Below are 26354 nucleotides of genomic sequence, written 5' to 3' on the forward strand. Positions count from 1 at the left end.
CCCGAGACCACGCCGAGCAACCAGGAACCCGAGTGCTCACTCCGCGGCCCCGGAACGTCCCGACGACCATAGCCAGTCGGAACGATGCGCTCCGCAGGGTGGGGCGGGATACCTCGTATGCGACGACGAGAGCTCATCGAGTCCATGTGTTCCGCTGCCGGTGAGCGAAGATCGAGGTCCACACAGTCTCGTTCAACTGAGAGGTTCTCAGAATCAGGGCTGGATTGGTGCTGGCCACAGCGATAGAATCGAACGTATGTTCGCTACGTCGACGACGGGTGTGAGGGCGGCCGAGAGGCCGAGCCTCGCCCGGTCGGTGTGGACCGACCTCGGCGGCGGGGTGTGGCGCTGCAACCCCGTCCTGACCGAGGAGCCGATCCCCGAGCTGCGCCGCCCCGGCCACGCCCGTCGTCGTCTTGCCGCCCTCACGATGTGTTCCCCGTCCGACGCCGAGCGAGCCGGAAGCTCCCTCGGAGCTGATGCCGAGGTCGATGAGCCGGCGGTCGGGGAGTACGGGATCGGTGGACTCGACGGCGTCGCGGTCGCCTCCCTGGTCAGTGATGCCCTGGCCGATGTTCGTGGTGTCGAGGACGTGTCGTTGACCGATCGGATCATCGACGCCGAGCGTCTGGCCCGTTTCGCCGCCGGGGCTCGTGCCGAGTTGGTGGCGGAGTTCGCGCGGCGCCGCCCGGGAGACGAGGCGACGTTGGTGTGTTCGGACCGGGTCGAGCTCGGGTCGCGGTGGGCTCCGGACGAGTTGGGTCTGGCTCTGGATCTGACGCGGTTGAGCGCGAAGGCGTTGATCGGGCAGTCGGTGCGTCTGGCCACGGTGTTGCCCGACACGCTGCTCGCGTTGCGCAACGGTGTGATCGACGAGCGCCGCGCCGAGGCGGTGTGCAGCGCGACCCTGCAGCTGCCGGTGGAGATGGCGCGTCGGGTGGAGGCGATCGTGCTGCCCGCCGCGCCGGGGCGGACGGTGCGTCAGGTCCGGGAGCGGCTCTACCGGGCGGTGCACCGGGTCGATCCCGAGGGGGAGTTCCGGCGTCACAAGGAGGCGCGGGTGGAGCGGCGGGTGAGTGTGCAGCCGCGGGAGAACGGGATGTCGGCGATGTGGTTGCACGGGCCCGGTGTCGAGGTGGAGGCCTCGTTCACGATGTTGACCCGGCTGGCCGAGAGCCTGGGTGCCGGGGATCCGCGGACGAAGGATCAGCGTCGTTTCGATCTGGCCATGCAGACCATGCAGGGTCGCCTGACGGTGACCGACCTCGCCGACGTCGCCACCGCAGTGGCGACGACGCAGGCCGACGACGCGGCAACGACGACACCGACGGCGGCCGACCTCGACCGGGATCGACCGGCCGGCGATGCGACGACCGGGACCGGGACCGGGACCGGGGCCGAGTCCGAGACCGGGGCCGAGTCCAAGTCCGAGACGGGGGCCGAGTCCGGTGCCGGGGTCGACCGTCCCGACGGGGGCGATGGCTTCGACGCCGCGGGCACAAGGGAACAACGGGCCGCCCCCAGGGCCGACGCTCCCGCCGCTGATGTCGAGGCCTCGGCCCTCGATGCCGTCGACCCAGAACCCGCCGATCCCGACGCCGCTCTCCCCGTCGTCGACCCGGACCTGCCTGACCCGGGATCCGCTGACTCCGACGCCGCACATGCGAGGCCGGAGTGTCCGGAGCCGGACGACTCACCGCCACCGCCCGGATCATCGGGGACCCGGTCCACGGACCCCGACACCACGATCCCGGAGGCGGCACTCGTCGACGCCGTCGCCGCGGCGCTCGCGTTGCGTCCGCAGGTACACGACACCGTGCGCAAGCCGTTGATCCAGGTCGTGATCGGACTCGACACCCTGATCGGCGCCGACGACAACCCCGCCGAGCTGATCGGGCACGGCCCCATCCCCGCCACCACCGCCCGCGCCCTGGCCGCCGACGGCGTCTGGAAACGCCTGGTCACCGACCCGCGCTCGGGGAACCTGCTCGACCACGGCCGTACCACCTACCGGCCACCCGTCGCGCTGGCCGACCACGTCGACGCCCGCGACCAGTACTGCCGTTTCCCCACCTGCACCCGCCGCGCCCGCGACAGCGACCAGGACCACCTACGCCGCTTCGAACACCACGGCATCACCGGCGACGACAACCTCAACGCCCTGTGTCCGGTCCACCACCTGCTCAAGGAACACCGCGACTGGAACGTCCTCGCCCACCCCGACGGCACCCTGACCTGGATCACCCCGACCGGACACCGCTACACCAGCGAACCCTATGACTACCGACCCTTCACCGACGGACCGGACGTCGAGACTCCGGAGCCACCGACCGAGTTGGTCGATGACGCCGCATCGGGCGACGCCGTACCGGACGATGCTGCGGAGACGGCGGACGATGACCCGCCGCCGTTCTGATGCCCGGCACGCAGGAGCGTCGGCTCGGCTCCGGTCGATCGGCTCTCAGGCCGTGACCGCCGTCCGCCCGGCCGTCGCCGCACCCGTCAGGGCCAGCACCACGAGAACGACCAGCAGCACCGGCATCGCGACGGTGGGGGAGACCAGCAGCGACAGCAGAGCGCCGCCGAGGCCGATGAACCCGGCCGTCGAGAGCTGGTCGAGCAACTGCGCCGCCGAGGAGTGCGACCCGACGTCGGCGGTCCGGGAGTGCGCCAGGACCAGGTAGGAGATCGCCGAGAACGCCAGTCCCATCCCGACGCCGGACACGCCCCAGAACGGCAGCGCGAGCCAGCCGTACCCGAGCCCGGCGGCGACCACCCACAGCCCGACGATCCCGGCCGCGATCAGCAGGAACCCGTTCCGCAACATCGCCGACCGCGAGATCTCCGGACGTCGCCCCTGCCACGCCGCGGCACCGGACCAGCCCAGCGAGGCGACGATCAGCGGGAGCCCGGCCGCGGTGAGCGACCAGCCGTGCGTCGCGGTGAGCACCAGCGGCAGGAACGAGCCGACGGTGAAGAACGCCCCGGCCACCAGCCCGCGGGCCGCGACCGACGCCGCGATGCCCCGCCGCGCCCGGAACACCCCGGACGGGAGCAGCCGGCGCAGCGACGGCACCAGCACGACCACCGCGACGACGCCGACGATCCCGCCGAGGAGCCCGAGACGCCCGAGCGCCCAGCTCAGCCCGGCCACGCCCGCGGCCGCCCCGAACGCGGCGAGCACCAGCCCGGCGCCACCGCGCGCGGCCGCGGTGTCCGGGTCGGGCGGGCCCAGGTCACGCACGGCCGGCAGCACCAGCGCGACGGCGACGAACACGATCGGAACCAGACCGAGGAACACCCAGTGCCAGGACAGACGGTCGGTGACCAGGCCCGCCAGCGGCGGCCCGACCAGCGACGGGACCACCCACGCCGACGACACCGCGCCGAACACGGCCGGCCGTGCCCGTTCCGGGTAGACGGCGGCGATCAGCACGTACACCGCGACGCCCTGCACACCGGCGCCCAGACCCTGCAGCAGCCGCCCGAGCAACAGCTGTCCCATGCCCTCGGCGGTGCCGGCGACGATCAGCCCGAACCCGAACAACGCCGGCGCCGCGACGAGCGCCACCCGCGGCCCGCGCGCGTCGCACCACCACCCGCCCAGCGCCGTGCCGAACACCGCCGCGGCCATGAAGACCACGAACGGCCAGGAGTACAGCGCGACCCCGCCCAGGTCGGCGACGACGGCCGGCATCGCCGTCCCGACACCCATCGACTCGAACGCGGTCAGGCTGATCAGCAGCAGCATCCCGACGGTCGTCGCGCGGCGGTTGCGGGCCCAGAGCTCGGACCGCCCGGCCTCGACCTGCTGCGTACTCGAGGGCGGGCCGCTCGACGGAGGGGTGCTCGACGGCGGGTGACCGGCGGCGTCGTTCATTGCCGTGACTCTGCCCCCTGCACCGGGCTTCAGGTCAAGCCGGATCCCGGGTCCGGCCGCAGCTACCGACCCGCAGCGACCGGCACCGTCGTCGCAAAGATCGTGACGAGAGTGCCGGTCGCCGGCTCAGGAGCTCGATCAGGAGGGCATCACGACAGGCGCTCGAGGACGGCGCGGGTGAGCTCGTCGGTGCCCGCCGTGCCGCCCAGGTCGCGGGTGAGGGTCTTGCCGGAGCGGACGGTGTCGCGGATCGCGGCCAGCACCTCGTCGCCCGCCTCCGGGTGGCCGAGGTGGGTGAGCATCAGCCCGGCCGACCAGATAGCGCCCAGCGGGTTCGCCACGCCCTTCCCGGCGATGTCGGGGGCCGACCCGTGCACCGGCTCGAACATCGACGGGTACTCGCGCTCGGGGTTGAGGTTCCCGGACGGGGCGATGCCGATCGACCCGGCGACGGCCGCGGCCAGGTCCGAGAGGATGTCGCCCATGAGGTTCGACGCCACGATCACGTCGAACGACGACGGGTCGAGCACGACCTTGGCCGCGAGCGCGTCGATGTGCTCGGAGCGCCAGCGCACACCCGGGAACGCCTCCGCGCGCGAGGCGACGACCTCGTCCCAGAACGGCATGGTGTGCACGATCCCGTTCGACTTCGTCGCCGACGTGACGTGCCCGCGCCGCCGGGTCGCGAGGTCGAAGGCGTAGTCGGCGATCCGGGAGACCCCGGCGCGGGTGAACACCGCCTCCTGCAGGGCCAGCTCGCCCGCCGTCCCGCGTCCGAAGCGGCCGCCGACCTCGGAGTACTCGCCCTCGGAGTTCTCCCGGACCACGACCAGGTCCACGCCGCCGTCGGTGTCGCCGGGCCGCGCCGCGCGCAGGGGCCCGGGCACGCCCTCGAACACCGTGATCGGGCGCAGGTTGACGTACTGGGCGAACTCGCGGCGGATCGGGATCAGCAGCTGCCACAGCGACACGTGGTCGGGCACGCCCTGCCAGCCGACGGCGCCGAGCAGGATCGCGTCGTGGCGCCGGATCCGGTCCAGGCCGTCGGCGGGCATCATCGAGCCCTCGGCGGCGTAGCGCTCGCACGACCAGTCGAACCCGTCGTAGGCGAACGTCACGCCGTGGCGCCTGCCGACGGCGTCGAGGACGGCGGTCGCCGGCGGGATCACCTCGCGGCCGATCCCGTCGCCGGGAATCAGGGCGATGCGGTATCGATGCGCAGCTCCGCGGGCTCCGTGCTCGGGCGTCGTCGTCATGATCCCCAGTTCACCGCGTGCGGTCGGACTCCGCCATGTCGGGGGCGTCACCGGGGGAGTCCGTGTTCTCCCGCAGGCCCGAGCGCAGCGTCTCGGTCATCGCGTACGAGCAGCCCAGCGAGATCAGCGCGATCACGACCACGAACCCGGCCACGGCGTAGATGCTCCCGGTCGCCGCGACGAGTGCGGTGCAGGTCAGCGGCGCGAGCCCGCCCAGGATCGAGGCGATCTGGTAGGCCAGCGAGCTGCCCGAGTACCGCATCCGGGTGGAGAACTGCTCGGCGAAGAAGGCCGACTGCGGCCCGTAGACGGCGCTGCGGCACGCCTGCACCACGAGTCCGCCCAGGATGAACAGCCAGACGTTGCTCGTGCTGACCAGCCAGAAGTAGGGCACGGCGAACAGCGCCAGCAGCCCCATCCCGGCCAGGAACAGCGGTCGGCGGCCGAGCCGGTCCGACAGCAGCCCGAAGAACAGGATCATCGGGATGTCGGACAGCGACAGGAACGCGTTCGCGGTGAGAATCGTCGTGCGCTCGTAGGCCAGCTCCTGGGTGGCGTAGGCGACCAGCCACACCGAGCCGACGTAGAACGTCGAGTTCGTGGCCAGGAACGACCCCGCCGCGAGCGCGATCTCCTTCGGGTAGGTGCGGATCGCGTCGAGCACCGGCATCCGCGCCGCGGCCTTCTCGTCGAGCGTCTTCTGGAACACCGGGCTCTCGTGCAGGCCCAGCCGGATCCACATGCCGACCCCGATCAGCACGACGCTGCCCAGGAACGGCAGCCGCCAGCCCCAGGCCAGGAACTGCTCGTCGGTGAGCAGCGCCGAGAGCACCGCGAACGTCGTCGTGCCCAGCACCAGACCGAGCGGGACGCCCACCTGCGGCCAGCTGCCGTAGAACCCACGACGGTGCGACGGCGCGTGCTCGACGGCCATCAGCGCCGCACCGCCCCACTCCCCGCCGACGCCGAAGCCCTGGGCGAAGCGCAGCAGCACCAGCAGGATCGGGGCCCAGACCCCGAGCGTGTCGTAGCCGGGCAGGGCGCCCATCAGCACCGTCGCGGCGCCCATCAGCAGCAGCGAGTACACCAGCATCGGCTTGCGGCCGATCTTGTCGCCGTAGTGGGCGAACAGCGCCCCGCCGAACGGCCGCGCGATGAAGCCCACGGCGAACGTCCCGAACGCGGCGAGGGTGCCGGTCAGCGGGTCGAACGAGGGGAAGAAGACGGTGTTGAACACCAGCGCGGAGGCGGTGCCGAACAGGAAGAAGTCGTACCACTCGATCGTCGTGCCGACGAGGCTGGCCGCGGCCACCCGTCGGGACGACCTCGCGGCCGGTGCGGCGGTCTCGGACACGCGTCCCCCTCTCGCCCGGCCGCGGCGACGGCCACGATGCCGGCGCGCGGTCGCCGCGACGGTGCGGCCCGGGGTGCCGCGACGGTACGGGTCACGCCGGGTTCGTGTCGATATGCGCGATTCGCCGGTCCGGTCGGGGAGGGCGGGTCAGACCGCGGCGGCCCGTCGGCGCCGGGCCAGCACCCCGGCCAGGACGAACACGACCACCCCGGCCAGCGGCACCACCAGCAGCCCGACGCGCAGGCCGACGGCGTCCGCGACGATCCCCACGACCGGCGGGGAGACCAGGAACCCGACCCGCATCAGCCAGGTGACCAGCGTCAGCCCGGTGCCCGGCGCCAGGCCGGGGAGCTCGTCGGCGGCCGTCATCGCGCCCGGCACCAGGGTGGCCACGCCGAAGCCGGCGACACCGAAGCCGGCGATGGTGCCGAGCACGGTCGGGAACGCCAGCGCCAGGCCCATCCCGCCGGCGACGAGCACCCCGCCGGTGCGGGCCATCGCGCGCTGGCCGAACCGGTCCACCATCCGGTCGCCGAGCAGGCGACCGACGAACTGGCACCCCTGCAGGGCCACGAACCCGAGCCCGGCGACGGCGGCCGCCGCACCGAGCGAGCCCTGCAGGTAGATCGCCGCCCACGTCTGGCCGGAGTCCTCGACGAGCGTGCCGCAGATCGCGACCAGGCCGAACGCCAGGATGAGCACGAGCACGCGGGGGGACAGCCCGGACCACGGACGGCGGCCCGCCGGGGCGGGCCCGGTGCGCTCGCCATCCTCCGGCCCGGGCAGCAGCAACGGGTAGACCGCCAGCGCGACCACCACCGCGATCGCCGACGACACCCCCAGGTGCACCGGCAGCGGGATCGCCAGTCCCGCCGCGGCGGAGCCCATCAGCCCGCCGAGCACGGCGCCGATGCTCCACACGGCGTGGAACGAGTTCAGGATCGAGCGTCCGTAGCGGCGCTGCACGCGCAGGCCGTGCGCGTTCTGGGCGACGTCGACGATCGCGTCCGCGGCCCCGGCCAGGAACATCGCCGCGGTGAGCAGCGCCCACGTCGGCGACACCGCGACCAGGACGACACCGACCCCGATGCCGGCCATGCCGAACGTCGACACCCGCGAGGACCGGAACCGCGCCACCAGCACGCCCGCGGCGAGCCCGGCCAGCAGCGCGCCGAGCGGGAACGCCGCGACCGCGATGCCCATCGCGGTGTTCGACAGCCCCAGCGAGTCCTTGATCTGCGGGTAGCGGGGGAGCAGGTTCGCGAACACCAGGCCGTTGGTGCCGAACACCAGGGCGACGCCGATCCGGGCCCGTCGTTCGGTGCGCCCCGGCCCGGTCGCCGACGTGGTTTGTTCCGTCACGGAACAAGCATGCACGACCCGCGGACGCCGTGTCGACGCCGCGTGGGTCGGCCCCGCTCGGGCCGGTGCAGTGGGCGCCGGCGCCGTGCGCTGCGGACGGTCAGCGGATGCGCGCGGCGTTGATCCGGCCGCTGATCTGCTTGGCCCGGGACAGGCCCTGGTAGGCGCCCGAGCGCGCACCGTCGCGCAGCGCGCGGATCCGTGCCCGCCGGGTGCGTCCGGCCGAGCTCCAGGCGAGCAGCGAGCGTCCCCAGGGGTCGCGGGCCAGCGCGGCCGGCCCGGCCTCGCGGGCCGCCATCGCCCAGCGGTCGCCGATCTCGTCGAACCCGTCGCGGTAGGCGAACACGGCCGGCCGGATCCAGGCCATGCCCGGGTGCAGGCGCGTCATCAGCGGCGCGTAGTCGGCGATGACCTTGTCCAGGCACTCGAAGCGCGCGCCGCGGTTGGAGCTGATGCTCCCGGTGCGCATCAGGCGCATGTCGAGCAGGTAGCGCCGGGTGCCCCAGAGCAGCGGCGTGGTCGACGCCGACGCGATCCGCAGCCACATCTCGAAGTCGACGGCGCTGGCCAGCGAGGTGTCGAAGACCCCGACCTCGTCGAAACAGCTGCGGCGGATCAGCAGCGAGCTGCCGTTGTGCGGGGGGTTGTTCTCGACCAGCAGACGGTCGAGGTCACAGCGGCCCGTCGGCTGCCAGCGCAGCGCCACGACCTGCCCGCTCTCGAGCATGACCCGCGTGTGGCAGTAGACGATGCCGACGTCACGGGGCGCGTCGTGCATGACGGTGAGCATGTGGCGCAGGAACTCGGGGTGCCAGCGGTCGTCGCCGTCGAGGAACGCGACGAACGGGGCGGAGCTCTGCGCCAGCGCCAGGTTGCGCGCCGCGCCGGAGCCGCCGTTGGGTGCCGACACGAGCCGGACCCGGGGGTCGAGCGCGGCACGGGACCGCACGACGTCGGCGGTGTCATCGGTCGAGCCGTCGTCGACGACGAGGTACTCGAAGCGGGATTCCGTCTGCGCGAGAACGGAATCAATGGCGTCACCGATCCACGGACCCACGTTGTAGGCCGGCGTGATCACCGTCACGAGAGCGGATTCATCCCTCACGGACAGAGACGTTATCAAGCGACCATTGGGGTGGCATGACCAGACCTGCGCAGGACGGCCGGGAGGGGGATCGGTTGCGTCAAACGGGCTGCCCGGCACCACGAGTGGTCTGTCCGGGTGAGTGCGACCACCGGCGGTGCGCGGCACAGTGATCGACGCTGCGCCGATCGGACTACCTGTGGGGGGTCCACGATGGGCGCCGGAGGGCTCGGAGGCTCCCGTCCGGGCGCCTGCACTATCCTTCGCCGAATGTCGTTCCCGGCTCGGGTCATGATCTCCCGACGACTGCGATTCCTGCCACAGCCGTTGTTCGCGATGGCCCATCACGCATTGTTCCAGGGTGAGTTGACGACTTTTCGGCGTCCCAGGACGTATTCACAGTTGTCGGCCAAGAAGAATCTGGGTGAACAGTCGGAGCTGGTCCACCGGACGGCGGACAAGTACGCCGTGCGGTCGCACGTCGCGGAACGGATCGGTGAGCAGCACCTGATCCCGCTGCTGCAGGTGGTGGACCGGGCCGAGGACCTGGACCTGGAGTCCCTCCACGAGCCCTACGTCGTCAAGGGTGCGCACGGCTGCGACATGACGATCCTGGTCCGGGAGCCGGCCTCGGCCGACCACGCCGCGATCCGGGCGTCGGTCGCCCGCTGGCTCGACACCGACTTCTACAAGCACGGCTGGCGGGAGGCGCCCTACCGCGGGCTGCCGCGCCGCGTCGTCGTGGAGAGGTTCATCGGGGACGGGACGAAGCCGCCCGCGGACTACAAGTTCTTCATGTTCCACGGCGAGCCCGGAATGGTCGTGGTCGACCAGGACCGGTTCACCGACCACACGTCGACGATGCTGCACCCGGACTGGTGCGAGTACGCGATCTCCGGGCGGTTCGCCCAGGTCGCGCTCCCGGAGAAGCCGGCCGCCTACGACGAGATGATCGACATCGCGCGCAAGCTCGCCGCCGACTTCACCTTCGCCCGGATCGACCTCTACGACGTCGACGGGCACGTCTACTTCGGCGAGATCACGCACAACCCCGGCGGCGGCCTGGTCCGGCTGCAGCCGCGCGAGTTCGACCGCGCGCTGGGTGACCTGTGGCGTCTCGGCACCCCGATCCCGGAGCGCTTCGTCCGCCGTCCGGTCGGCTGAGACCGGGCGGCCGGTCCGCGACCCGTGTGGCCAGGCCGTGACCCCGGGGGGTCAGGCCGCGACCGGGGCGGAGCGCTCCGGTCGCAGCCAGCGCAGGACCTTGGGGCCGAGCGCCACGGCGAGGACGACCTCGGCCGCGAGCCAGGACCAGCCGACGGCGTCGAGCCCGAGCGGCGAGGCCAGCGCGATCGTGCCGCCGAGCATGAGCACGGCGTGCACGAACTGCAGCACCGCCAGCGGGAGCGTCCGGTTCTGCAGGCGCGACATCGTCATGTACAGCGTGACGATCACCCGTGGGAACATCGAGACCATCAGCAGCACCATCAGCCAGGTGGCGTTCTCCCGGTACTCGGTGCCGTAGAGCTGCAGCAGCAGTGGCGACGCGAGCGCGACCAGCACCGATCCGGGCAGCACGGTGACCGCGATCCGTTTCAGGATCGACGCGGCGAACCGGTGCGCCCGACCCTCGTCCCGCGACCCCTCCACGACCAGCGAGGACGTGATCGAGGTCTGCAGCAGGTTCATCGCGATGAACACGGTCTGCGCGGGCAGCAGGAACGCCGCCTGGGCCGGCCCGAGCAGGTGCACGATCAGGACCGGCAGGAACGACGACGTGGCCTGGTTGAACACCTGCCCGGCGTAGTCGCCGGCCATGTACTGCGTCAGCGTCCGGCGGTCCGGGACGCGGGCGTCGGCCGCGGACTCCCGGGCGTGCCACGGCAGCAGGCGCCGGAAGATCAGGATGCTGAACGGGACCAGCAGCGCGATCACCGGCAGCGTCCAGGACGTGAACACGCCGTCGGCGAGCGAGGTCTGGGCCACGACGATGAGCAGCACCAGCTTGATGACGCCGTAGACGCCGTTCTCCAGCACGATCCACATCGCCGAGCGCAGCCCGGTCAGCACCGCGTCCTGCAGGTTGAAGATCGACCAGGCGACGGTCGAGACGACGAACCAGACCGCGAACCCGCCCGAGACGTAGAGCGGGTCGTCGGGGGTGCGCAGGAAGTGGCAGTAGGCCATCACCAGCGCCGCGCCGAGCACCGCGAGCCCGGCCGAGAGCCCGTAGGCGGTCCGCACCAGCGCCGCCGAGGACATCCCGCCGCGCGGCAGGAACCGGATCAGCGCCTGCCCGAAGTTGAGCTGGGTCAGGATCGACACCAGCATCATCAGCGAGACGAGTGCGCTGCCGCGGCCGACCTCGTCGGCGTCGAACGTGCGCGCCGCGAAGATCCAGTAGAGCAGCCCGAACCCCGAGTTGACGACGGTGTTCAGCATCAGGGCGTAGGCGTTGCGGTAGAGCGGGACGGTCATCTCCGTGCGCAGTGCACGGACCTTCCCGGCGACCGTGGCGGAGAGCCCGGGCCCGGCGGGGCTCACGGCGCCGACGGGGTGGGGGTGGCCGGGAGGTTGGCCGGGACGTCGTGCAGCACCCGGCCCACGCCGGTCCAGTCGAACCCGGCGCGGCCGAGGACCGCGGGGTCGAGCAGGTTGCGGGTGTCGACGACCGTCCGGTGCGCCACGACACCGGCCAGTGCGGACCAGTCCAGGGTGCGGAACTCCGGCCAGTCGGTGAGGACGACGATCGCGTCCGCGCCCTCGGCGGCCTTCTCCGGCGAGTCGACGGTCTCGAGCAGGTTGGACTCGATCGGCGTCGTCGCGGCCGGGATGCCCGGGTCGTAGCCGACGAGCTCGGCCCCGGCCTGGCGCAGCAGCGCCGCGACGCCGAGGGCGGGGGAGTCGCGCAGGTCGTCGGTGCCGGCCTTGAACGTCAGGCCGAACAGGGCGATCCGCTTGCGCGTCACCGAGCCACGCTTGCTGCCGGTGATCGCGACCCGGATCTTGTCCACCATCCGCTGGAACTGGCGGGTGTTGGTGTCGATCGTGGCGCGCAGGAGCCGGAACTCGAAGTCCGCGGAGTCGGCGACCTGCAGCAGGGCGTGCACGTCCTTGGGCAGGCACGAGCCGCCCCAGCCGGGACCGGGGTTGAGGAAGGCCTGGCCGATCCGCTTGTCGTAGCCCATCCCCTCGGTGACGTCGGTGACGTCGGCGTCGAGCCGCTCGCACAGCTCGGCCAGGGCGTTGACGTAGGACAGCTTCATGGCCAGGAAGCAGTTCGCCGCGTACTTGATCATCTCGGCGCTGGCCGCGTCGGTGAGCACGGTCGGCGCGCCGAGGCGGGCGTAGAGCGTCGCGACGCGCTCGGCGGCGTCCTGGGAGGTGTTGGACCCGACGACGATCCGGTCGGGGTTGAGGAAGTCGTGCACGGCCGAGCCCTCGCGGAGGAACTCGGGATTGGACACGACGGCGACGTCGGCGCGTTCGAGCAGCTCCGACGTCCGGTCCGCGGTGCCGACCGGGACCGTCGACTTGTTGACGACCACGCAGCCGGACGGGAGCACCGCGCGGGTCTCCTCGACGACCGACTCCACCGCGGCCAGGTCGGCCGTGCCGCCCACACCCATCGGGGTCGGCACGCAGAGGAACATCACCTCGGCGGGCTGGTCGCGGGCGGTGAACTCGGCGACCGCGGCGGCCGCGCCGACGACGAACGTCAGGCGTCCGGCGGCGATCCCCTCGCGGACGAGTTCGGCCAGGCCGGGTTCCCGGATGTCGACCTCGCCGGAGGTCAGGCGGGCGACCTTGGCCTCGTCGATGTCGGCACAGACCACCCGGTGTCCGAGGGACGCCAGACAGGCCCCGGTGGTGAGACCGACGTACCCGGTACCGATGACGGCAACGCTGCGGGCGAACACGGCGAGGACGCTATCCCGGCGGCCCGGCACCGGGGCTCCCGGGTCGCGGCCGCGTTTGTGGGCCGGTGTCCCACGTCTCCGCCGCTGGTCTACCGTGCATCCGATCGGATGAACGACCGAACCGGAGGGGCGTCTCGTGCGAATGGTCTGCGTCGGCGGTGGTCCGACGGGTCTCTACCTGGCGATCCTGGCCCGGCTGCGGTCCGGAGGCCGCGACGAGGTGACGGTCCTGGAGCGCAACGCGCCCGGACGCACGCACGGGTTCGGCGTCACCTTCGGCGAGGACCTGCTCGACGACCTCTTCCGCACCGACCCCGAGGGCGCGCCCGCGCTGCGCGCCGCGTCCCGGCTGTGGTGTGAGCAGACCGTGCGGATCGGCGACCGGCGCCCGGTGCACCTGGGCGGCAAGTACGGCTACAGCATGGGCCGGGTCACGATGCTCGAGCTGCTCACGCGGCGGGCCGAGCAGGTCGGGGTGCGGGTGCGCCACGGCACCGCGGTGACCTCCCGCGAGGAGATCGACGCCGACGTCGTCGTGGCCGCGGACGGTGCGGGCAGCCGTCTGCGCACCGCGCGCGCCGAGCACTTCGGGACCACCGTCGAGCCGGGGGCCAACCGCTACGTCTGGCTCGGCACCGAGCGCTGCGTGGACTCGTTCTCGTTCGCGTTCGAGCACACGCCGGCCGGGTGGGTGTGGTTCTACGCCTACCCCTCGGCCGACGGGGCCAGTACCTGCATCGTCGAGTGCTCGCCGCAGACGTGGTCCGGGCTCGGGCTGGACACGCTCCCGGCCGCCGACGGGCTGGCGCTGCTGGAGTCGGTGTTCGCCGACGCCCTCGACGGTCACCGGTTCCTCACACCGCAGGGCGGCCTGGGGGAGCAGCCGTGGCTGCGCTTCCGCGAGGTGCGCAACCGGACCTGGCGCGACGACGACCTGGTGCTCGCCGGAGACGCCGCGCACACCACCCACTTCGGCATCGGCTCCGGCACCGTGCTCGCGGTGCAGGACGCCGTGGCCCTGGCCGACGCGCTCTACGACCGGGCCGGGCAGAGGTCCGGCGCGGAGGGCCGGCGCGCGGCACTGGCCGCCTACGACGCCCGCCGTCGCGCCGAGCTCGGCCCGATCCAGGACATGGCCCGGCGCAACATGGAGTGGTTCGAGCGGGCCGGGCAGCGACTCGACGCCGACGAGGACCCGGTGCGCTTCGCCTGGGCGCTGCTCGACCGGCGCGGGGACATGGGAAAGGTGCACTACGGCCTGCACCGGGCCACCCAGATCGGGCCGGTGCGCCGGGCCCGCTCGCTGGCGACGACCGCTCGCCGGGTGCGCAGGGCGGCGCGGCGCGGGGAGAGCGGCCACTCGGCGGCGCCGACCGGCTGATCCACCGGGCGGGCACTCCCCGTGATCATTCGGAGTAGTCGCTCTCGTACCGTTGTGCCCGGCGCCGGCCGTCGGGGCGGGCCGGGAGGATGTGCTCGTGAAGATCGTGTGCGTGGGCGGTGGGCCGTCGGGGCTGTACTTCTCGATCCTGGCCCGGCTGCGGTCGGGCGGCCGCGACGAGGTCACCGTCCTGGAGCGCAACGGCTTCGGCACCGCGCAGGGCTTCGCGGTCACCCTGGGCGAGGACATCCTCGACGGGCTCTTCCGGACCGACCCGGTCGGCGCGCACGCCGTCCGCGCGGCCGCGCACGTGTGGGGTGAGCAGGTCGTCGAGGTCGGCCCCTCGCCGGTGCACCTGGGCGGGCGCTACGGCTACTCGATCGGCCGTGCGCGGCTGCTCGAGGTGCTCACCGAGCGGGCGCGGCAGGTCGGCGTGGACGTCCGGTTCGAGACCGAGCTGACCGACGACCCGGCCGTCGACCCGCTGACCGCCGACGCCGACCTCGTGGTCGCCGCGGACGGGATCAACTCCCCGATCCGGAACCGGCACACCGACCACTTCGGCACCGACGTCAGCCACGGCACCAACCGCTACGTCTGGTTCGGCACGTCGAAGGCCTTCACCGCGTTCACGTTCGCGTTCGAGCCGACCGAGGCCGGCTGGATCTGGTTCCACGCCTACCCGGCCGCGGACTGCGTGAGCACGTGCATCGTCGAGTGCTCGCCGCAGACGTGGACCGGCCTGGGCCTGGACAGGATGGACCCGGACGAGGCGATGCAGATGCTGGAGCGCCGCTTCGCCCGCGCCCTGGACGGCCACACCCTGATCGCCCCGCCCGGGATGGGCGCGTCGCCGTGGCTGCGGTTCCGCGAGGTCCGCAACTCGACCTGGCGCCGCGACAACGTCGTGCTGATGGGCGACGCCGCGCACACCACGCACTTCGCGATCGGCTCCGGCACGGTGCTCGCCGTCGCCGACTCGATCGGCCTGGCCGACGCGCTCTACGGCGACGGCGCCGACGTCCCGGCGGCGGCCGACCTCCCGTCCGCGCTGGCCGCCTACGACGCGCGCCGCCGCGCGGTGATGCGCCCGATCCAGGACATGGCGCGCCGCAGCATGGAGTGGTTCGAGGACATCGACGCCCGGCTCGAGGACGACCCGGTGCGCTTCGCCTGGTCGCTGCTCGACCGCCGGGGCGACCAGGGCCCGCTGCACTACCAGCTGCACCGGGCCACCCAGATCGAGCCGGTCCGCCAGGTGCGCCGCCGCCTGACCTCCGCGCGGCGCTACCGCCGCGCCCTGAGCCGCGGCGAGATCACCCGCGCCCAGCTCCTCACCGGCTCGGCCTGACGCGGGCCCGGCGGCGTCGGACCCGGCGGCTCACATCCCGTCGGACGTGCTGCCCTTGGCCAGGAACGAGTGCTTGCGGCCGTAGAAGAGGTAGACGACGACGCCGATCACCAGCCAGAGCAGGAACCGCAGCCAGGTGAGCAGGTCGAGGTTGAGCATCAGGTAGAGGCAGGCCACGGCCGTGACCGCCGGGACGATGGGCGACAGCGGTACCCGGAACGGACGCTTGAGGTCCGGGCGGGTCCGGCGCAGCACCGGCACCGCGATCGCGACGACGATCATCGCGGCCAGCGCGCCGATCGAGACCATGTCGGCCAGCTCGGTGATCGGGGTGAACGCGGCGATCACCGCGCACACGACGCCGCCGATGATCGTCATCCGGTGCGGGGTGCCCCACTTCGGGTGCACCGTGCCGATCGGCTTCGGCAGCAGCCCGTCGCGTCCCATGGCGTAGCCGATCCGGCCGATCGTGACCAGCTCGACCATCATCACCGAGGTCAGGCCGGTGACGGCGCCGATCGCGATCAGGATCGCGACCCAGCGGGCCCCGACGTCGGTGAACGCGGCGGCGAGCGGCGCGGCGACGTCGATCTGGGTGTAGGGGATCATCGCGGTGAGCACGAACGAGACCCCGACGTAGAGCACCGCGCAGATCGCCAGAGCACCGAGCAGGCCGATCTTCATGTCGCGCGGGGGCCGCTTGGTCTCCTCGCCGAGGTTGGCCAGGGCCTCGAAGCCGGTGTAGGCGAAGAACACGATCGCGGCGGCGGTGAGCATGCCGCCGACGCCGTAGACGGTCGGTTCGAGCCCGAACACCCCGGACACGACCGGCTGGGTCAGCACCGAACCGCCGCCCTCGGCGGGCTGGGCCGGCGGGATGAACGGCGTCAGGTTGTCGGTGTCGATGTAGAAGAAGCCGACGACCAGGATCAGCACGCAGACGGCGAGCTTGACCGCGACCAGGATGTTCGTCAGGCGCGAGGACTGCTGGATGCCCGCGACCGCGACCACCGTCAGCAGGGCGATGATCACCACCGCGCCGACGTTCACCGTCGCGTCCTCCCCGAACAGGCTCGACGGCAGCCCGAACAGGTTCGACAGGTAGCCCGACCAGCTGCGGGCGACGGTGGCGAGCCCCAGCCCGAACTCCAGCAGCAGGTCCCAGCCGATGATCCAGGCGAAGATCTCACCGAGCGTGGCGAACGCGTAGGTGTAGGCCGAGCCGGCCGTCGGGACCGACGAGGCGAGCTCGGCGTAGCAGAGCGCGGCCAGCCCGGCGACGACGGCGCCGATCAGGAACGACAGCGTGACCGCGGGCCCGGCGTGCTCCTTGGCCTCCACCCCGGCCAGGGTGAAGATCCCGGTGCCGATGATGATGCCGACGCCGAACCCGACGAGGTCGCGGGCCCGCAACGTGCGTTTGAGGTCGTTCTTCTCGCCGCGTTCCAGAACGTGCTCGACCGAGATCGTCCGCGTCACCGCCATCGGCGCACGTTATGCCGTGACACGGTGGTGCGCACGTCCTCCACGCGGGCGAGGGCGAATCGTGACCCTCCCCGGCATGTGATGTCCAGGTGAACACCTTCGCGGTGACGGGCGCGATCGGGTGAACGTCCGTACCGTCGGACGTGGTTCGTCCTGTTCGTTCTTCACGTCCGGTGCCGGTCACCGGCCCGCCCGAGGGGCCACTGGAGTGCTGCGTCGCCCGCTCGTCGCACGGTGTCTGGTGTTCCTCGGAGCCCTGCTGGCGCTGATGGGGTGTGCGTCCGCGCCGGTCCCGGTGGGCCACGCCGAGGCCGACACCGCCGTCCCCGCCGTGCCCGTCGTCACGCCGGACGTCTTCCGGGACGGGGTGACGGTGGGGCGTGACGGCGAGGACGGGCTCTGGTTGTCCTGGTCGCTGACCGACACCACGTCCGGCCGTCGCACCGGGTCGTCGAACGCCGCGACCGAGCGCACGAACGCCGAGTCCGCGATCAAGGCCTGGATCGCCGCGGACCACCTGCGGGTCGCCCGGGACGCCGGGCGGACGGTCAGCGCGTCCGAGCGCGACCTGATCCGGCGCTCCGTGCGCAGCAGCGACGACCAGGCCGCCGAGCGGCTCTACCGCGGGCTCGGGGGAGACCGGGTGCTGGCGCACCTGGAGCCGGTGTGCGGGGTCGACGTCTCGACGTCTCGGCGCGGGTACTGGTCCTACGCCCAGCTCACCGCCGTCGACGCCACCCGGATCCTGACCTGCGTGCTGGACCGCGCGCCGTCCTACCCGGGCGGGGCCGAGCTCGTCGCCGACCTGCGCAACGTCGACGAGAGCGGCTCGTTCGGCATCCGCGAGCTGCTCGGCGGCGACACCCCGGTCGCGGAGAAGAACGGCTGGACGCTGCACTCCGACACCGGCTGGAACGTCAACTGCGTCGTGGCGTTCGACGACTACGCGCTCGCGGTGATGACCCGCTTCCCGGCGGAGCGTCCCGAGTCCTACGGGTGGGGGGTCTGCCGCGACGTCACCGCCGACGTCCTGACGGCGATGCGCGGCTGACCCTCCCTCCGGCGGGGCGTCGCACCGCCCGGACCCGCCCGCCCGCCGTCCGTTTCGGGCCCCGGATCGTCGGGAACGCCTCCAGCGCTGTTCCCGACGAGAGGTGTGTACTGCGATGACCGGCTTCTTCGGGCCGGGTGGCCCCGGCGACGTCCCGCGGACGGGTCCCGGCGACCCCCGCGGCCCCATGCACCGGATCGACCTGAGCCGCCTGATGAGCGCAGGTGCACGGGAGATCATGTCCGGCGCCGCGCAGGAGGCGATGACGCGGGGTGACACCGATCTGGACGCGGCGCACATCCTGCTGGCGTGCGCCCGGGCCGAGACGACCCGGGGATGGATCACCCGCGCCGGATCGGACCCGGACGTCATCGTGCGGACGCTCGAGGAGCGGCTGCCCCGCCACGAGCCCGACGAGGGGCGGCACCCGGCGCTGACGCCGTCGGCGAAGCGGGCGTTGCTGGACTCGCACCAGATCTCGCGGTCGCTGGGCTCGAGCTACATCGGCCCGGAGCACCTGCTGCTGGCGCTGGCCGCGAACGAGGAGTCCGCGGCCGGACGGCTGCTGGCCCGCTCCCGGTTCACCCCCGGGTCGATGACGCCCGGCCCGCAGGGTGCCCCCGGTCCGGCGGGTGCGCCCGCGCAGGAGACGGAGAGCGCGACGCCGACGCTGGACCAGTTCGGGCAGGACCTCGTCGCGGCCGCACGCGGCGGGAGGCTCGACCCGGTGATCGGGCGCGACGACGAGATCGAGCAGACGATCGAGGTGCTCTCGCGCCGCACCAAGAACAACCCGGTGCTGATCGGTGAGGCCGGTGTCGGCAAGACCGCCGTCGTCGAGGGCATCGCCCAGCGCATCGCCGACGGCGACGTGCCCGACACCCTGCGCGGGCGGCGGCTGGTGCAGCTCGACCTCGCCGGCGTCGTCGCCGGTACCAAGTTCCGCGGCGACTTCGAGGAGCGGATGCGCGCGATCATCGCCGAGATCCGCGACCACTCGACCGAGCTGATCGTGTTCATCGACGAGCTGCACACGATGGTCGGCGCCGGGTCCGGTGGCGGCGAGAGCGGCGGCACGATGGACGCCGGCCAGATGCTCAAGCCGGCCCTGGCCCGCGGCGAGCTGCACGTCATCGGCGCGACGACGCTCGACGAGTACCGCCGCCACATCGAGTCCGACGCGGCCCTGGCCCGGCGGTTCCAGTCCGTCCTGGTGCCCGAGCCGAGCATCGAGGACACGGTGGCGATCCTGCGCGGGCTCGCCGACCGGTACGAGGCGCACCACCAGGTCAGCTACACCCCGGACGCGCTGCGCGCCGCCGTCGAGCTCTCCGACCGCTACGTCACCGACCGGTTCCTCCCGGACAAGGCGATCGACCTGCTCGACCAGGCCGGCGCACGGGTGCGCCTGCGCACCCGCACTCCGTCGGTGGACCACCGCGAGGTGGAGCAGCGCATCGAGCGGCTCGAGCGGGACAAGGACCAGGCCGTCGCGCACGAGGAGTACGAGAAGGCCAGCGCGCTGCGCGACGAGGTGCGCGCCGCGCGGGCCGAGCTGACCGACACCGGCGGGCCCAACGGCAAGGCGCCGCAGGTCGGGGTGGCCGAGATCGCCGACGTCGTGTCGCGCTCCACCGGCATTCCGGTCTCGCAGCTCACCGAGGCCGAGCGGGACCGGCTGCTGCGCCTGGAGGACGAGCTGCACGAGCGCGTCATCGGGCAGGACGCCGCGGTGACGGCGGTGGCCGAGGCCATCCGCCGGTCGCGCTCCGGGCTGGGTGACGAGGACCGCCCCGTCGGCAGCTTCCTGTTCCTCGGGCCGACCGGCGTCGGCAAGACCGAGCTGGCCCGATCCCTGGCGGTGTCGCTGTTCGGCGACTCCGACCGGATGGTCCGGCTCGACATGAGCGAGTACAGCGAGAAGCACACGGTGGCCCGGATGGTCGGGGCGCCTCCCGGCTACGTCGGCTACGGCGAGTCCGGCGAGCTGACCGAGGCCGTGCGCCGTCGTCCGTACTCGGTGCTGCTGCTCGACGAGATCGAGAAGGCGCACCCGGACGTGTTCAACACGCTGCTGCAGGTGCTCGACGACGGCCGGCTCACCGACGGGCAGGGCCGCACCGTCGACTTCCGTAACACGGTGATCATCATGACGTCCAACGTCGGGTCGGAGCTGATCACCGGACGGGGCCTGACGCTGGGCTTCGGCTCCGCGGCCGAGCACACTGCGAACGCCGAGGAGCGCGAGGACGCGGTGCTGCGCGAGCGGCTGATGCCGCGCCTGCGCGAGGTGTTCCGGCCGGAGTTCCTGAACCGGATCGACGAGACCATCGTCTTCCGGCGCCTGGACACCGACCAGCTCGGCCGCATCACCGAGCTGCTGCTGGTCGACACCCGGGCCCGTCTCGCGAAGCGCGAGATCGGCCTGGAGGTGACGCCGGCGGCGGTGCAGCTGCTCGCCGAGCACGGGTTCCAGCCCGACTTCGGGGCCCGCCCGCTGCGCCGCACCATCCGCCGCGAGCTGGACAACCCGCTGTCGCAGATGCTGCTCAGCGGGGACATCGGGCCCGGGCGCACCGTCCGCGTCGACGCCGCCGACGGCGAGCTGGTGATCGGCGCCGCGGAGCCCGCCGCGGTCTGAGGCGCGGTCCGAGGAGACGGGGCCCGGGGGCATGACGTCCCCGGGCCTTTCCCTCACCGCGTGGCGGCGGGCCGCAGGGTGGCCGCGGCGGTGTCGAGGACCCAGACCCGGCCGTCGGGCAGGGCCAGCACGTCGCCGCCGGTGGCCTGCCCGCGGATCGGCACGGCCGGGTCGCGCAGGTCCGCCGGCCACCGGCGCAGCGCGCCGGCCGTGTCCAGGACCCAGACGCCGGTGGGAGCCGTCGCGTAGGCGGCGATCGGCCCCACGCGCACCAGCTGGTCGTCGCGGACCGGGCCGTCGCCCAGCGGGGCCAGCGCCGTCTCGCTCACGACGTAGCGACGCCCGGAACCGGCCGCGACGGTGGTGACCTCGGCCGGCACCGGGCGCGGGGCCCCGACGGCGCGGGTCCGGGTGTCGACCGTGCGCACGGTGTGCGCGGCCGAGTCCAGGACGGTGAGCCGGCCCGCGTCGTAGGCCAGATGGTCGGGCCGTCCGCCGAGGGGGACGGTCTGTGGGTCGAATCGCCCGGTCCGGGTGTCGATCCGCCCGAGCAGACCGCGCGAGGGCACCGTGAACCACACGCCGCCGTCGCCGGCGGCGATCGCGGAGATGCCGAGCTCGGTGCGGACCAGGTCGCCGGCCCGCCCGGTCCGCACGTCCACCGGCGTGATCGCCGAGGAGTAGTTCCAGACCCACACCCGGCCGTCGGCGACGACGAGCTGGGCCGGTTCACCGCCCACCGGGAACGTGATGGTCGCGCCGATCCCGGGCAGGACCCGGGTCACCGAGGCGCCGGCGCGGTCGGCGGTCCAGAGCGTGGTGGCGTCGCCCTCGACGTCGACCGGTCCGGGGCCGACCCGCACCGCGCCCGCCGGGAGCGGTGCCGCCGTGCTGGGAGACGCCGTACCGGGAGACACCGCGCCGGGCGACGCCGGGGCGGGCGACGGGGCCGCGGGCTGCGTGGTGGGGGAGGGGTCCTCCGGCGGACCCGCGGCGACGGTGCGGATCAGCCCGTCGAGACCGACCCCCAGCACGACGACCAGGGTCACGACGGCGAGGACCAGCACCGTCGCGAGGACGGCGAACCCGCGCATCGACTGCCCGCCCGACCCGCGCGACGGTCCGGGCGGCGGGCCCTGGTCAGGCGGAGGTCCCGGCCGCGTGGTCACCTCGTGCGGCTCCTGCGCCATGCCCGCCCCCGGGTCGTGTCCGCGCCGGGATGGTCGGTCCCGGCGGCGATCAGTCGACACCGGAGGGTGTCCGGCGTCAAGCGTCGCCGCGTTAGACATGCAGAAGTACGCATGAGTACGATGCGAGGAGACGTCGGGAGGGCACATGGGGCAGGGCCACGGACACGGGCAGGGTCACGGGCACGGTGGTGCGGGGGCGGACCGCCGCCGGCTGCTGATCGCCCTCGTGGTCACGCTGGCGACCGCCGTGCTCGGGGCGGTGGGGGCGGTGCTGACCGGGTCGCTGGCGCTGCTGGCCGACCTCGGGCACCTGCTCACCGACGCCGGGGCGCTGGCCGCCGCCGTGTTCGCGTCCTACCTCGCGGCGCGTCCGAGCAGCTGGCGACGCACCTACGGGTTCGGCCGGGCCGAGGTGCTCGTCGCCGGGGTCAACGCGCTGACGCTGGTCGCGGTCGTGATCTGGGTGGCGGTCGAGGGCGTGTCCCGGCTGTTCGACCCGGCCGAGATCCCGGGCCTGCCGCTGCTGGTGATCGGTGCGTTCGGGCTCGTCGGCAACGTCGTGTCGTTGGTGGTGCTCGCCGGCGGCGACCGGGCGAACATGAACATGCGCGGCGCGATGCTGCACGTGCTCGGCGACGCGCTCGGCTCGGTCGGCGTGCTCGCCGCGGCCGTGGTGCTGCTGACCACCGGCTGGCCGTACGCGGACACGATCGCCTCGCTGCTGATCGTGGCGCTGATCCTGCCGCGGGCGGTGGGTCTGCTGCGCGAGGTCGCGCACGTCCTGCTCGAAGGTGCCCCGCGCGACATCGACCCGCAGGCCGTGCAGGCGGCGCTGCTGGAGATCCCGGACGTGCACGCGGTGCACGACCTGCACGTGTGGGCGATCAACGACCGCACCCCGGCGATGTCGGCGCACCTGGTCGTCGACGAGGCCTCCGAGACCCACTGTGGCGACGCCTCGGTGCTGGACCGCGCCGGTGACCTGCTGCGCGAGCGGTTCGGCCTGGCGCACAGCACGTTGCAGGTCGAGCACGGAGCGCACGTGGGTCACGAGAACCACTGCGGCTGAGGTCTCCTCCCGGGGGTGATCATCCGGAGCCCGGAGCGGGTACACCGGACTCATGCCGCACCTGTTCAGCCCGTACACGCTCAAGAGCGTGACCCTGCGCAACCGCATCGCGATGTCGCCGATGACGATGTACCGCTCGGTCGACGGGAGGATGGACGCCTACCACCAGATGTACCTCGGTGCCCGGGCCGCGGGCGGCTTCGGGCTGGTGTTCCCGGAGCAGGTCGCGATCGCCCCCGAGGGCCGGACCAGCACGCACTGCGCCGGCATCTACGACGACGCGCAGATCGAGGGGCACGCCCGCGTCACGTCGATGATCGAGGACATGGGTGCTGTCGCCGCGATCCAGCTCGGGCACACCGGGCGCAAGGGCAGCGAGCTGCGGCCGTGGGAGGGCAAGGCGCAGATCGCCCCGGACGACCCCGACGGCTGGCAGGTCGTCGGGCCGTCGGAGGTCTCCTTCGACGACGGCAAGCACCCGTACCCGGTGCGGGAGCTGACCGTCGACGAGATCCACGGCCTGCACCGTGCCTACGCCGACGCCGCGCGCCGCTCCGCCGAGGCCGGGTACCGGTGGCTGGAGCTGCACTTCGCGCACGGCTACCTCGGGGCGAGCTTCTTCTCACCGCTGGCCAACCGCCGCACCGACGCCTACGGCGGCAGCCTGGAGAACCGGGCACGGTTCCTGCTGGAGGCGATCGACGCCGTCCGCGAGGTCTGGCCCGACGACCTGCCGCTGACGATGCGCCTGGGCTCGGACGACTTCCACCCCGACGGCACGCACTTCGACGAGGCGGTCACCGCGATCGGCTGGATGCGCGAGCACGGCCTGGACCTGGCCGACATCAGCTTCGGCGGCAACACCCCCGACGTGCGCGACGGCATCCACGGCGACGAGGCCGCGTGGGTGGAGCGCGCGGCGCGGCTCAAGCGGGAGGTCGGCATCCCGGTGGCGGCCAGCTGGAACCTCGGGATCCCGGCCACCGCCGACGACGCCGTGCGCTCCGGCGCCCTGGACGTCGTGCTGCTCGGACGCCCGGCCCTGGCCAACCCGCACTGGCCGGTCTGGGCGGCGCGCGAGCTCGGGCTCGACGACCCGTTCTCCCTGGTCCCGGAGGACTGGGCGTGGTGGCTGCGGAACATGCGCGGGCACCAGGGGAGCATCGGGTGGCCGGAGCCGGCCGGGGCGAACCCGGTCCAGGGCGGGTAACGCGGGCCGAACCGGGTCCGAGGGCATCGCCGAGAGCCGTTCCGGCCGCCCCGCCCGTCGGGATCCCGGGTGCCGGAGGAGCGGGTCGGCTGTCGTACCTGCGGTCGGGGGCATCCCGCACGGTCGCGTGCACCGCACGCTGTCCTACCTGGACCCGCTGCTCTACACCGGCGTGATCGTGGCCGCGTTCCTGCCGAAGCTCGTCGGGACGCCCCTGCAGGTCGAGGGGTTCGTCGTCGAGCTGATCTTCGGGTCGGGCCTGTGCTCGGCGTGGCTGGCGCTGTCCGAACACGCCCGCGCCGGTCGCCCCGGCGGAGGCGGACGCGGGCCGCTGACGCCCGCGCCCGCTCAGGCCGTTCCGGCGGCGCGGGCGACGAGCGCGTCGGCGTCGACGGACGACGGCAGCGTCCCGAACACCCGTCCGCCGCCGGGGGACAGGCGCCCGGCCAGGAACGCCTCGGCCACCGGCGCCGGCGCGTGCCGGACCAGCAGCGAGCCCTGCAGCGTCAGCGCCATCCGCTCGACGAGCAGCCGGGCCAGGCCCTCGTCGTAGGCGACGGAGTCGAACAGGTCCCGCAGGCCGGCGACGGCGGCGTCGAGACGCGGGTCGGCGCCGCTCGCGTCGTCGACCTCGGCCAGGAACGCCTCCACCGAGCCGGGGTCGCGGCGCATCGCGCGCAGCACGTCGAGACAGACGACGTTGCCGGCGCCCTCCCAGATCCCGTTCAGCGGCGTCTCCCGGAAGATCCGGGCAACGGGTGCGTCCTCGACGTAGCCGTTGCCGCCGTGCACCTCCATCGCCTCCGCGACGACCGGGACGGCGCGCTTGTTGAGCCAGTACTTCGTCGCGGCCACGCCGAGCCGGCCGAATGCGCGGGCCGCCTCGTCGGTGCGCTCCTCGTCGTAGGCGCGGGCGATCCGCATCAGCAGCGCCGTCGAGGCCTCGGCCTCCAGCGCCAGGTCGGCCAGCACCCCGCGCATCAACGGCTGCTTGGACAGCTCGGAGCCGAACGCGCTGCGGTGCGACGCGTGGTGCACCGCGGCGGACACGGCCTGGCGCATCAGCCCGACCGGTGCGGTCGCGATGTCGAGCCGGGAGCGGTGGATGTGGCCCATCATCGAGGCGACGCCGCGGCCCTCGTCGCCCAGCATCCACGCCAGGGCGCCGTCGAACTCCAGCTCCGAGGACGCGTTGGACCTGTTGCCCATCTTGTCCTTGAGCCGGACGACGTTCACCGCGTTGCGGGTGCCGTCGGGCAGCCAGCGCGGCATCAGGAAGCAGCTCAGGCCCGACCCGGTGCGGGCCAGGGTGACGAAGGCGTCGGCCTGCGGGACCGAGCAGAACCACTTGTGCCCGCGCAGCAGGTACTCGCTCCCCGGGCCGCCGGCGCCGACCGGCTCGGCGACCGTCGTCGTCTGCCGCAGGTCGGACCCGGCCTGCTTCTCCGTCGCCGCGATCGCGATCATCGCGCCGCGCTTGCCGGGCAACGGCATCGAGCGCGGGTCGTGCTCGGTGGAGAGCACCGGCGGCTCCCACACCCGCGCGATCCCGGGCACCAGCCGCAGCACCGCCGGGGCGGCGTTGCTCAGCGACATCGGGCACATGATCCCGGCCTCGGCCTGGTAGAACACGATCGACAGCGCGGCCCGCACGACCGTGCCGTAGGACCCGCGGTGCCTCCACGCGACGGTCCCGACCTCGTGCTCGGTGGCCAGCGACATCAGCTCGTGCCACGCCGGATGGAACTCGACCTCGTCGACGCGCTGCCCGTAGCGGTCGTGGGTGCGCAGCGTGGGGGAGTGCACGTTGGCCAGCCGGGCCAGCTCCGCGACGTGCTCGGACCCGGCCACCGCCCCGGCTGCGCGGAGCCGGTCGGAGGCCCAACCGCCGCCCTCGCGGTCGAGGGCCTCGCGCAGGGCGGGGTCGGTGTCGAACAGGTTCCGGTCGCCCGCGGGCGGGACCTGGTTCGTCACCACGTGCGTGCGCAGGTCGGTCCTCGGTGCCGGATCCGCCACGTCGTCTCCTCCTCGAGCCGGTGATCTCCAGTCAACGGTGCCCCACCCGCGCGGGGCAAGGGCCCGTCGCCGTCCCGGAGAGCCCGGTGCCGCGGCGGGTCCTC

General features: G+C 73.0%; 18 protein-coding genes. 8 read left to right on the forward strand and 10 right to left on the reverse strand.

The window, feature by feature from the left end:
• Positions 1 to 256: 256 nt before the first annotated feature.
• A complete protein-coding gene (locus EV383_RS11230; protein ID WP_130289865.1) occupies positions 257 to 2416 on the forward strand; it encodes an HNH endonuclease signature motif containing protein in 2160 nt (719 codons plus the stop codon).
• Positions 2417 to 2461: 45 nt separating this feature from the next.
• Here the strand turns inward: EV383_RS11230 and EV383_RS11235 are convergent, their stop codons facing one another.
• From EV383_RS11235 to EV383_RS11255, 5 genes are all read right to left on the reverse strand, one after another.
• Entirely contained in the window at positions 2462 to 3880 is a 1419-nt protein-coding gene (locus EV383_RS11235) for an MFS transporter (protein WP_130289866.1), read from the reverse strand.
• A gap of 149 nt (positions 3881 to 4029) precedes the next feature.
• Positions 4030 to 5136, reverse strand: a complete 1107-nt coding sequence (locus EV383_RS11240) for a tartrate dehydrogenase (RefSeq protein ID WP_130289867.1) — start codon at positions 5134 to 5136, stop codon at positions 4030 to 4032.
• 10 nt (positions 5137 to 5146) lie between these two features.
• Positions 5147 to 6490, reverse strand: coding sequence for an MFS transporter (locus EV383_RS11245; RefSeq protein WP_242623024.1), 1344 nt, complete (start codon positions 6488 to 6490; stop codon positions 5147 to 5149).
• Positions 6491 to 6637: 147 nt separating this feature from the next.
• Positions 6638 to 7852: an MFS transporter gene (locus EV383_RS11250; protein ID WP_130289868.1), complete on the reverse strand. Its 1215-nt coding sequence runs from the start codon at positions 7850 to 7852 to the stop codon at positions 6638 to 6640.
• A gap of 100 nt (positions 7853 to 7952) precedes the next feature.
• Positions 7953 to 8957: a glycosyltransferase family 2 protein gene (locus tag EV383_RS11255; protein ID WP_165438306.1), complete on the reverse strand. Its 1005-nt coding sequence runs from the start codon at positions 8955 to 8957 to the stop codon at positions 7953 to 7955.
• Positions 8958 to 9338: 381 nt separating this feature from the next.
• On the opposite strand from EV383_RS11255, the gene EV383_RS11260 reads away from it, so the two are divergent.
• Positions 9339 to 10100 carry an ATP-grasp fold amidoligase family protein gene (locus EV383_RS11260; RefSeq protein ID WP_165438307.1) on the forward strand — a complete coding sequence of 254 codons (762 nt, stop codon included), beginning with the start codon at positions 9339 to 9341 and terminating at the stop codon, positions 10098 to 10100.
• Between the two features lie 51 nt (positions 10101 to 10151).
• On the opposite strand, the gene EV383_RS11265 is transcribed toward EV383_RS11260, so the two are convergent.
• Positions 10152 to 11480, reverse strand: coding sequence for a lipopolysaccharide biosynthesis protein (locus EV383_RS11265; protein WP_130289871.1), 1329 nt, complete (start codon positions 11478 to 11480; stop codon positions 10152 to 10154).
• Positions 11477 to 12856, reverse strand: a complete 1380-nt coding sequence (locus tag EV383_RS11270; RefSeq protein WP_130289872.1) for a UDP-glucose dehydrogenase family protein — start codon at positions 12854 to 12856, stop codon at positions 11477 to 11479. The genes EV383_RS11265 and EV383_RS11270 overlap by 4 nt, the downstream gene beginning before the upstream one ends.
• 142 nt (positions 12857 to 12998) lie before the next feature.
• Here EV383_RS11270 and EV383_RS11275 point away from each other — a divergent pair, with 142 nt between their 5' ends.
• Entirely contained in the window at positions 12999 to 14237 is a 1239-nt protein-coding gene (locus EV383_RS11275; protein ID WP_242623442.1) for an FAD-dependent monooxygenase, read from the forward strand.
• 97 nt (positions 14238 to 14334) lie between these two features.
• Positions 14335 to 15588: an FAD-dependent monooxygenase gene (locus EV383_RS11280; RefSeq protein WP_130289874.1), complete on the forward strand. Its 1254-nt coding sequence runs from the start codon at positions 14335 to 14337 to the stop codon at positions 15586 to 15588.
• 30 nt (positions 15589 to 15618) lie between these two features.
• Here the strand turns inward: EV383_RS11280 and EV383_RS11285 are convergent, their stop codons facing one another.
• Complete coding sequence (locus tag EV383_RS11285) at positions 15619 to 17073, reverse strand: APC family permease (protein ID WP_130289875.1); 1455 nt, start codon at positions 17071 to 17073, stop codon at positions 15619 to 15621.
• Between the two features lie 241 nt (positions 17074 to 17314).
• Here EV383_RS11285 and EV383_RS11290 point away from each other — a divergent pair, with 241 nt between their 5' ends.
• Together EV383_RS11290 and EV383_RS11295 are read left to right on the forward strand one after the other, a co-directional pair.
• Positions 17315 to 18124 carry a serine hydrolase gene (locus tag EV383_RS11290; protein WP_130289876.1) on the forward strand — a complete coding sequence of 270 codons (810 nt, stop codon included), beginning with the start codon at positions 17315 to 17317 and terminating at the stop codon, positions 18122 to 18124.
• A gap of 115 nt (positions 18125 to 18239) precedes the next feature.
• On the forward strand, positions 18240 to 20765 hold the full coding sequence (locus EV383_RS11295; protein WP_130289877.1) for an ATP-dependent Clp protease ATP-binding subunit: 2526 nt from the start codon (positions 18240 to 18242) through the stop codon (positions 20763 to 20765).
• 53 nt (positions 20766 to 20818) lie between these two features.
• On the opposite strand, the gene EV383_RS11300 is transcribed toward EV383_RS11295, so the two are convergent.
• The gene (locus tag EV383_RS11300) at positions 20819 to 21934 is read right to left on the reverse strand and encodes an NHL repeat-containing protein (protein WP_130289878.1); all 1116 of its coding nucleotides are present in this window, start codon (positions 21932 to 21934) and stop codon (positions 20819 to 20821) included.
• Between the two features lie 166 nt (positions 21935 to 22100).
• On the opposite strand from EV383_RS11300, the gene EV383_RS11305 reads away from it, so the two are divergent.
• Entirely contained in the window at positions 22101 to 23024 is a 924-nt protein-coding gene (locus EV383_RS11305) for a cation diffusion facilitator family transporter (RefSeq protein ID WP_130289879.1), read from the forward strand.
• Between the two features lie 52 nt (positions 23025 to 23076).
• Entirely contained in the window at positions 23077 to 24234 is a 1158-nt protein-coding gene (locus EV383_RS11310; RefSeq protein ID WP_130289880.1) for an NADH:flavin oxidoreductase/NADH oxidase, read from the forward strand.
• A gap of 348 nt (positions 24235 to 24582) precedes the next feature.
• Here EV383_RS11310 and EV383_RS11315 read toward each other — a convergent pair whose 3' ends face one another.
• Entirely contained in the window at positions 24583 to 26250 is a 1668-nt protein-coding gene (locus EV383_RS11315) for an acyl-CoA dehydrogenase family protein (protein ID WP_242623025.1), read from the reverse strand.
• Positions 26251 to 26354 lie beyond the last annotated feature (104 nt).

The sequence above is a fragment of the Pseudonocardia sediminis genome, assembly GCF_004217185.1.
Lineage (GTDB): Bacteria > Actinomycetota > Actinomycetes > Mycobacteriales > Pseudonocardiaceae > Pseudonocardia > Pseudonocardia sediminis.

Bases quoted from the DNA above. Each gene is read 5' to 3' on its own strand.
- EV383_RS11275 (WP_242623442.1), top strand. From the start codon at position 12,999: ATGGTCTGCGTCGGCGGTGGTCCGACGGGTCTCTACCTGGCGATCCTG.
- EV383_RS11310 (WP_130289880.1), top strand. From the start codon at position 23,077: ATGCCGCACCTGTTCAGCCCGTACACGCTCAAGAGCGTGACCCTGCGC.
- EV383_RS11305 (WP_130289879.1), top strand. From the start codon at position 22,101: ATGGGGCAGGGCCACGGACACGGGCAGGGTCACGGGCACGGTGGTGCG.
- EV383_RS11295 (WP_130289877.1), top strand. From the start codon at position 18,240: ATGACCGGCTTCTTCGGGCCGGGTGGCCCCGGCGACGTCCCGCGGACG.
- EV383_RS11285 (WP_130289875.1), bottom strand. From the start codon at position 17,073: ATGGCGGTGACGCGGACGATCTCGGTCGAGCACGTTCTGGAACGCGGC.
- EV383_RS11240 (WP_130289867.1), bottom strand. From the start codon at position 5,136: ATGACGACGACGCCCGAGCACGGAGCCCGCGGAGCTGCGCATCGATAC.
- EV383_RS11230 (WP_130289865.1), top strand. From the start codon at position 257: ATGTTCGCTACGTCGACGACGGGTGTGAGGGCGGCCGAGAGGCCGAGC.
- EV383_RS11235 (WP_130289866.1), bottom strand. From the start codon at position 3,880: ATGAACGACGCCGCCGGTCACCCGCCGTCGAGCACCCCTCCGTCGAGC.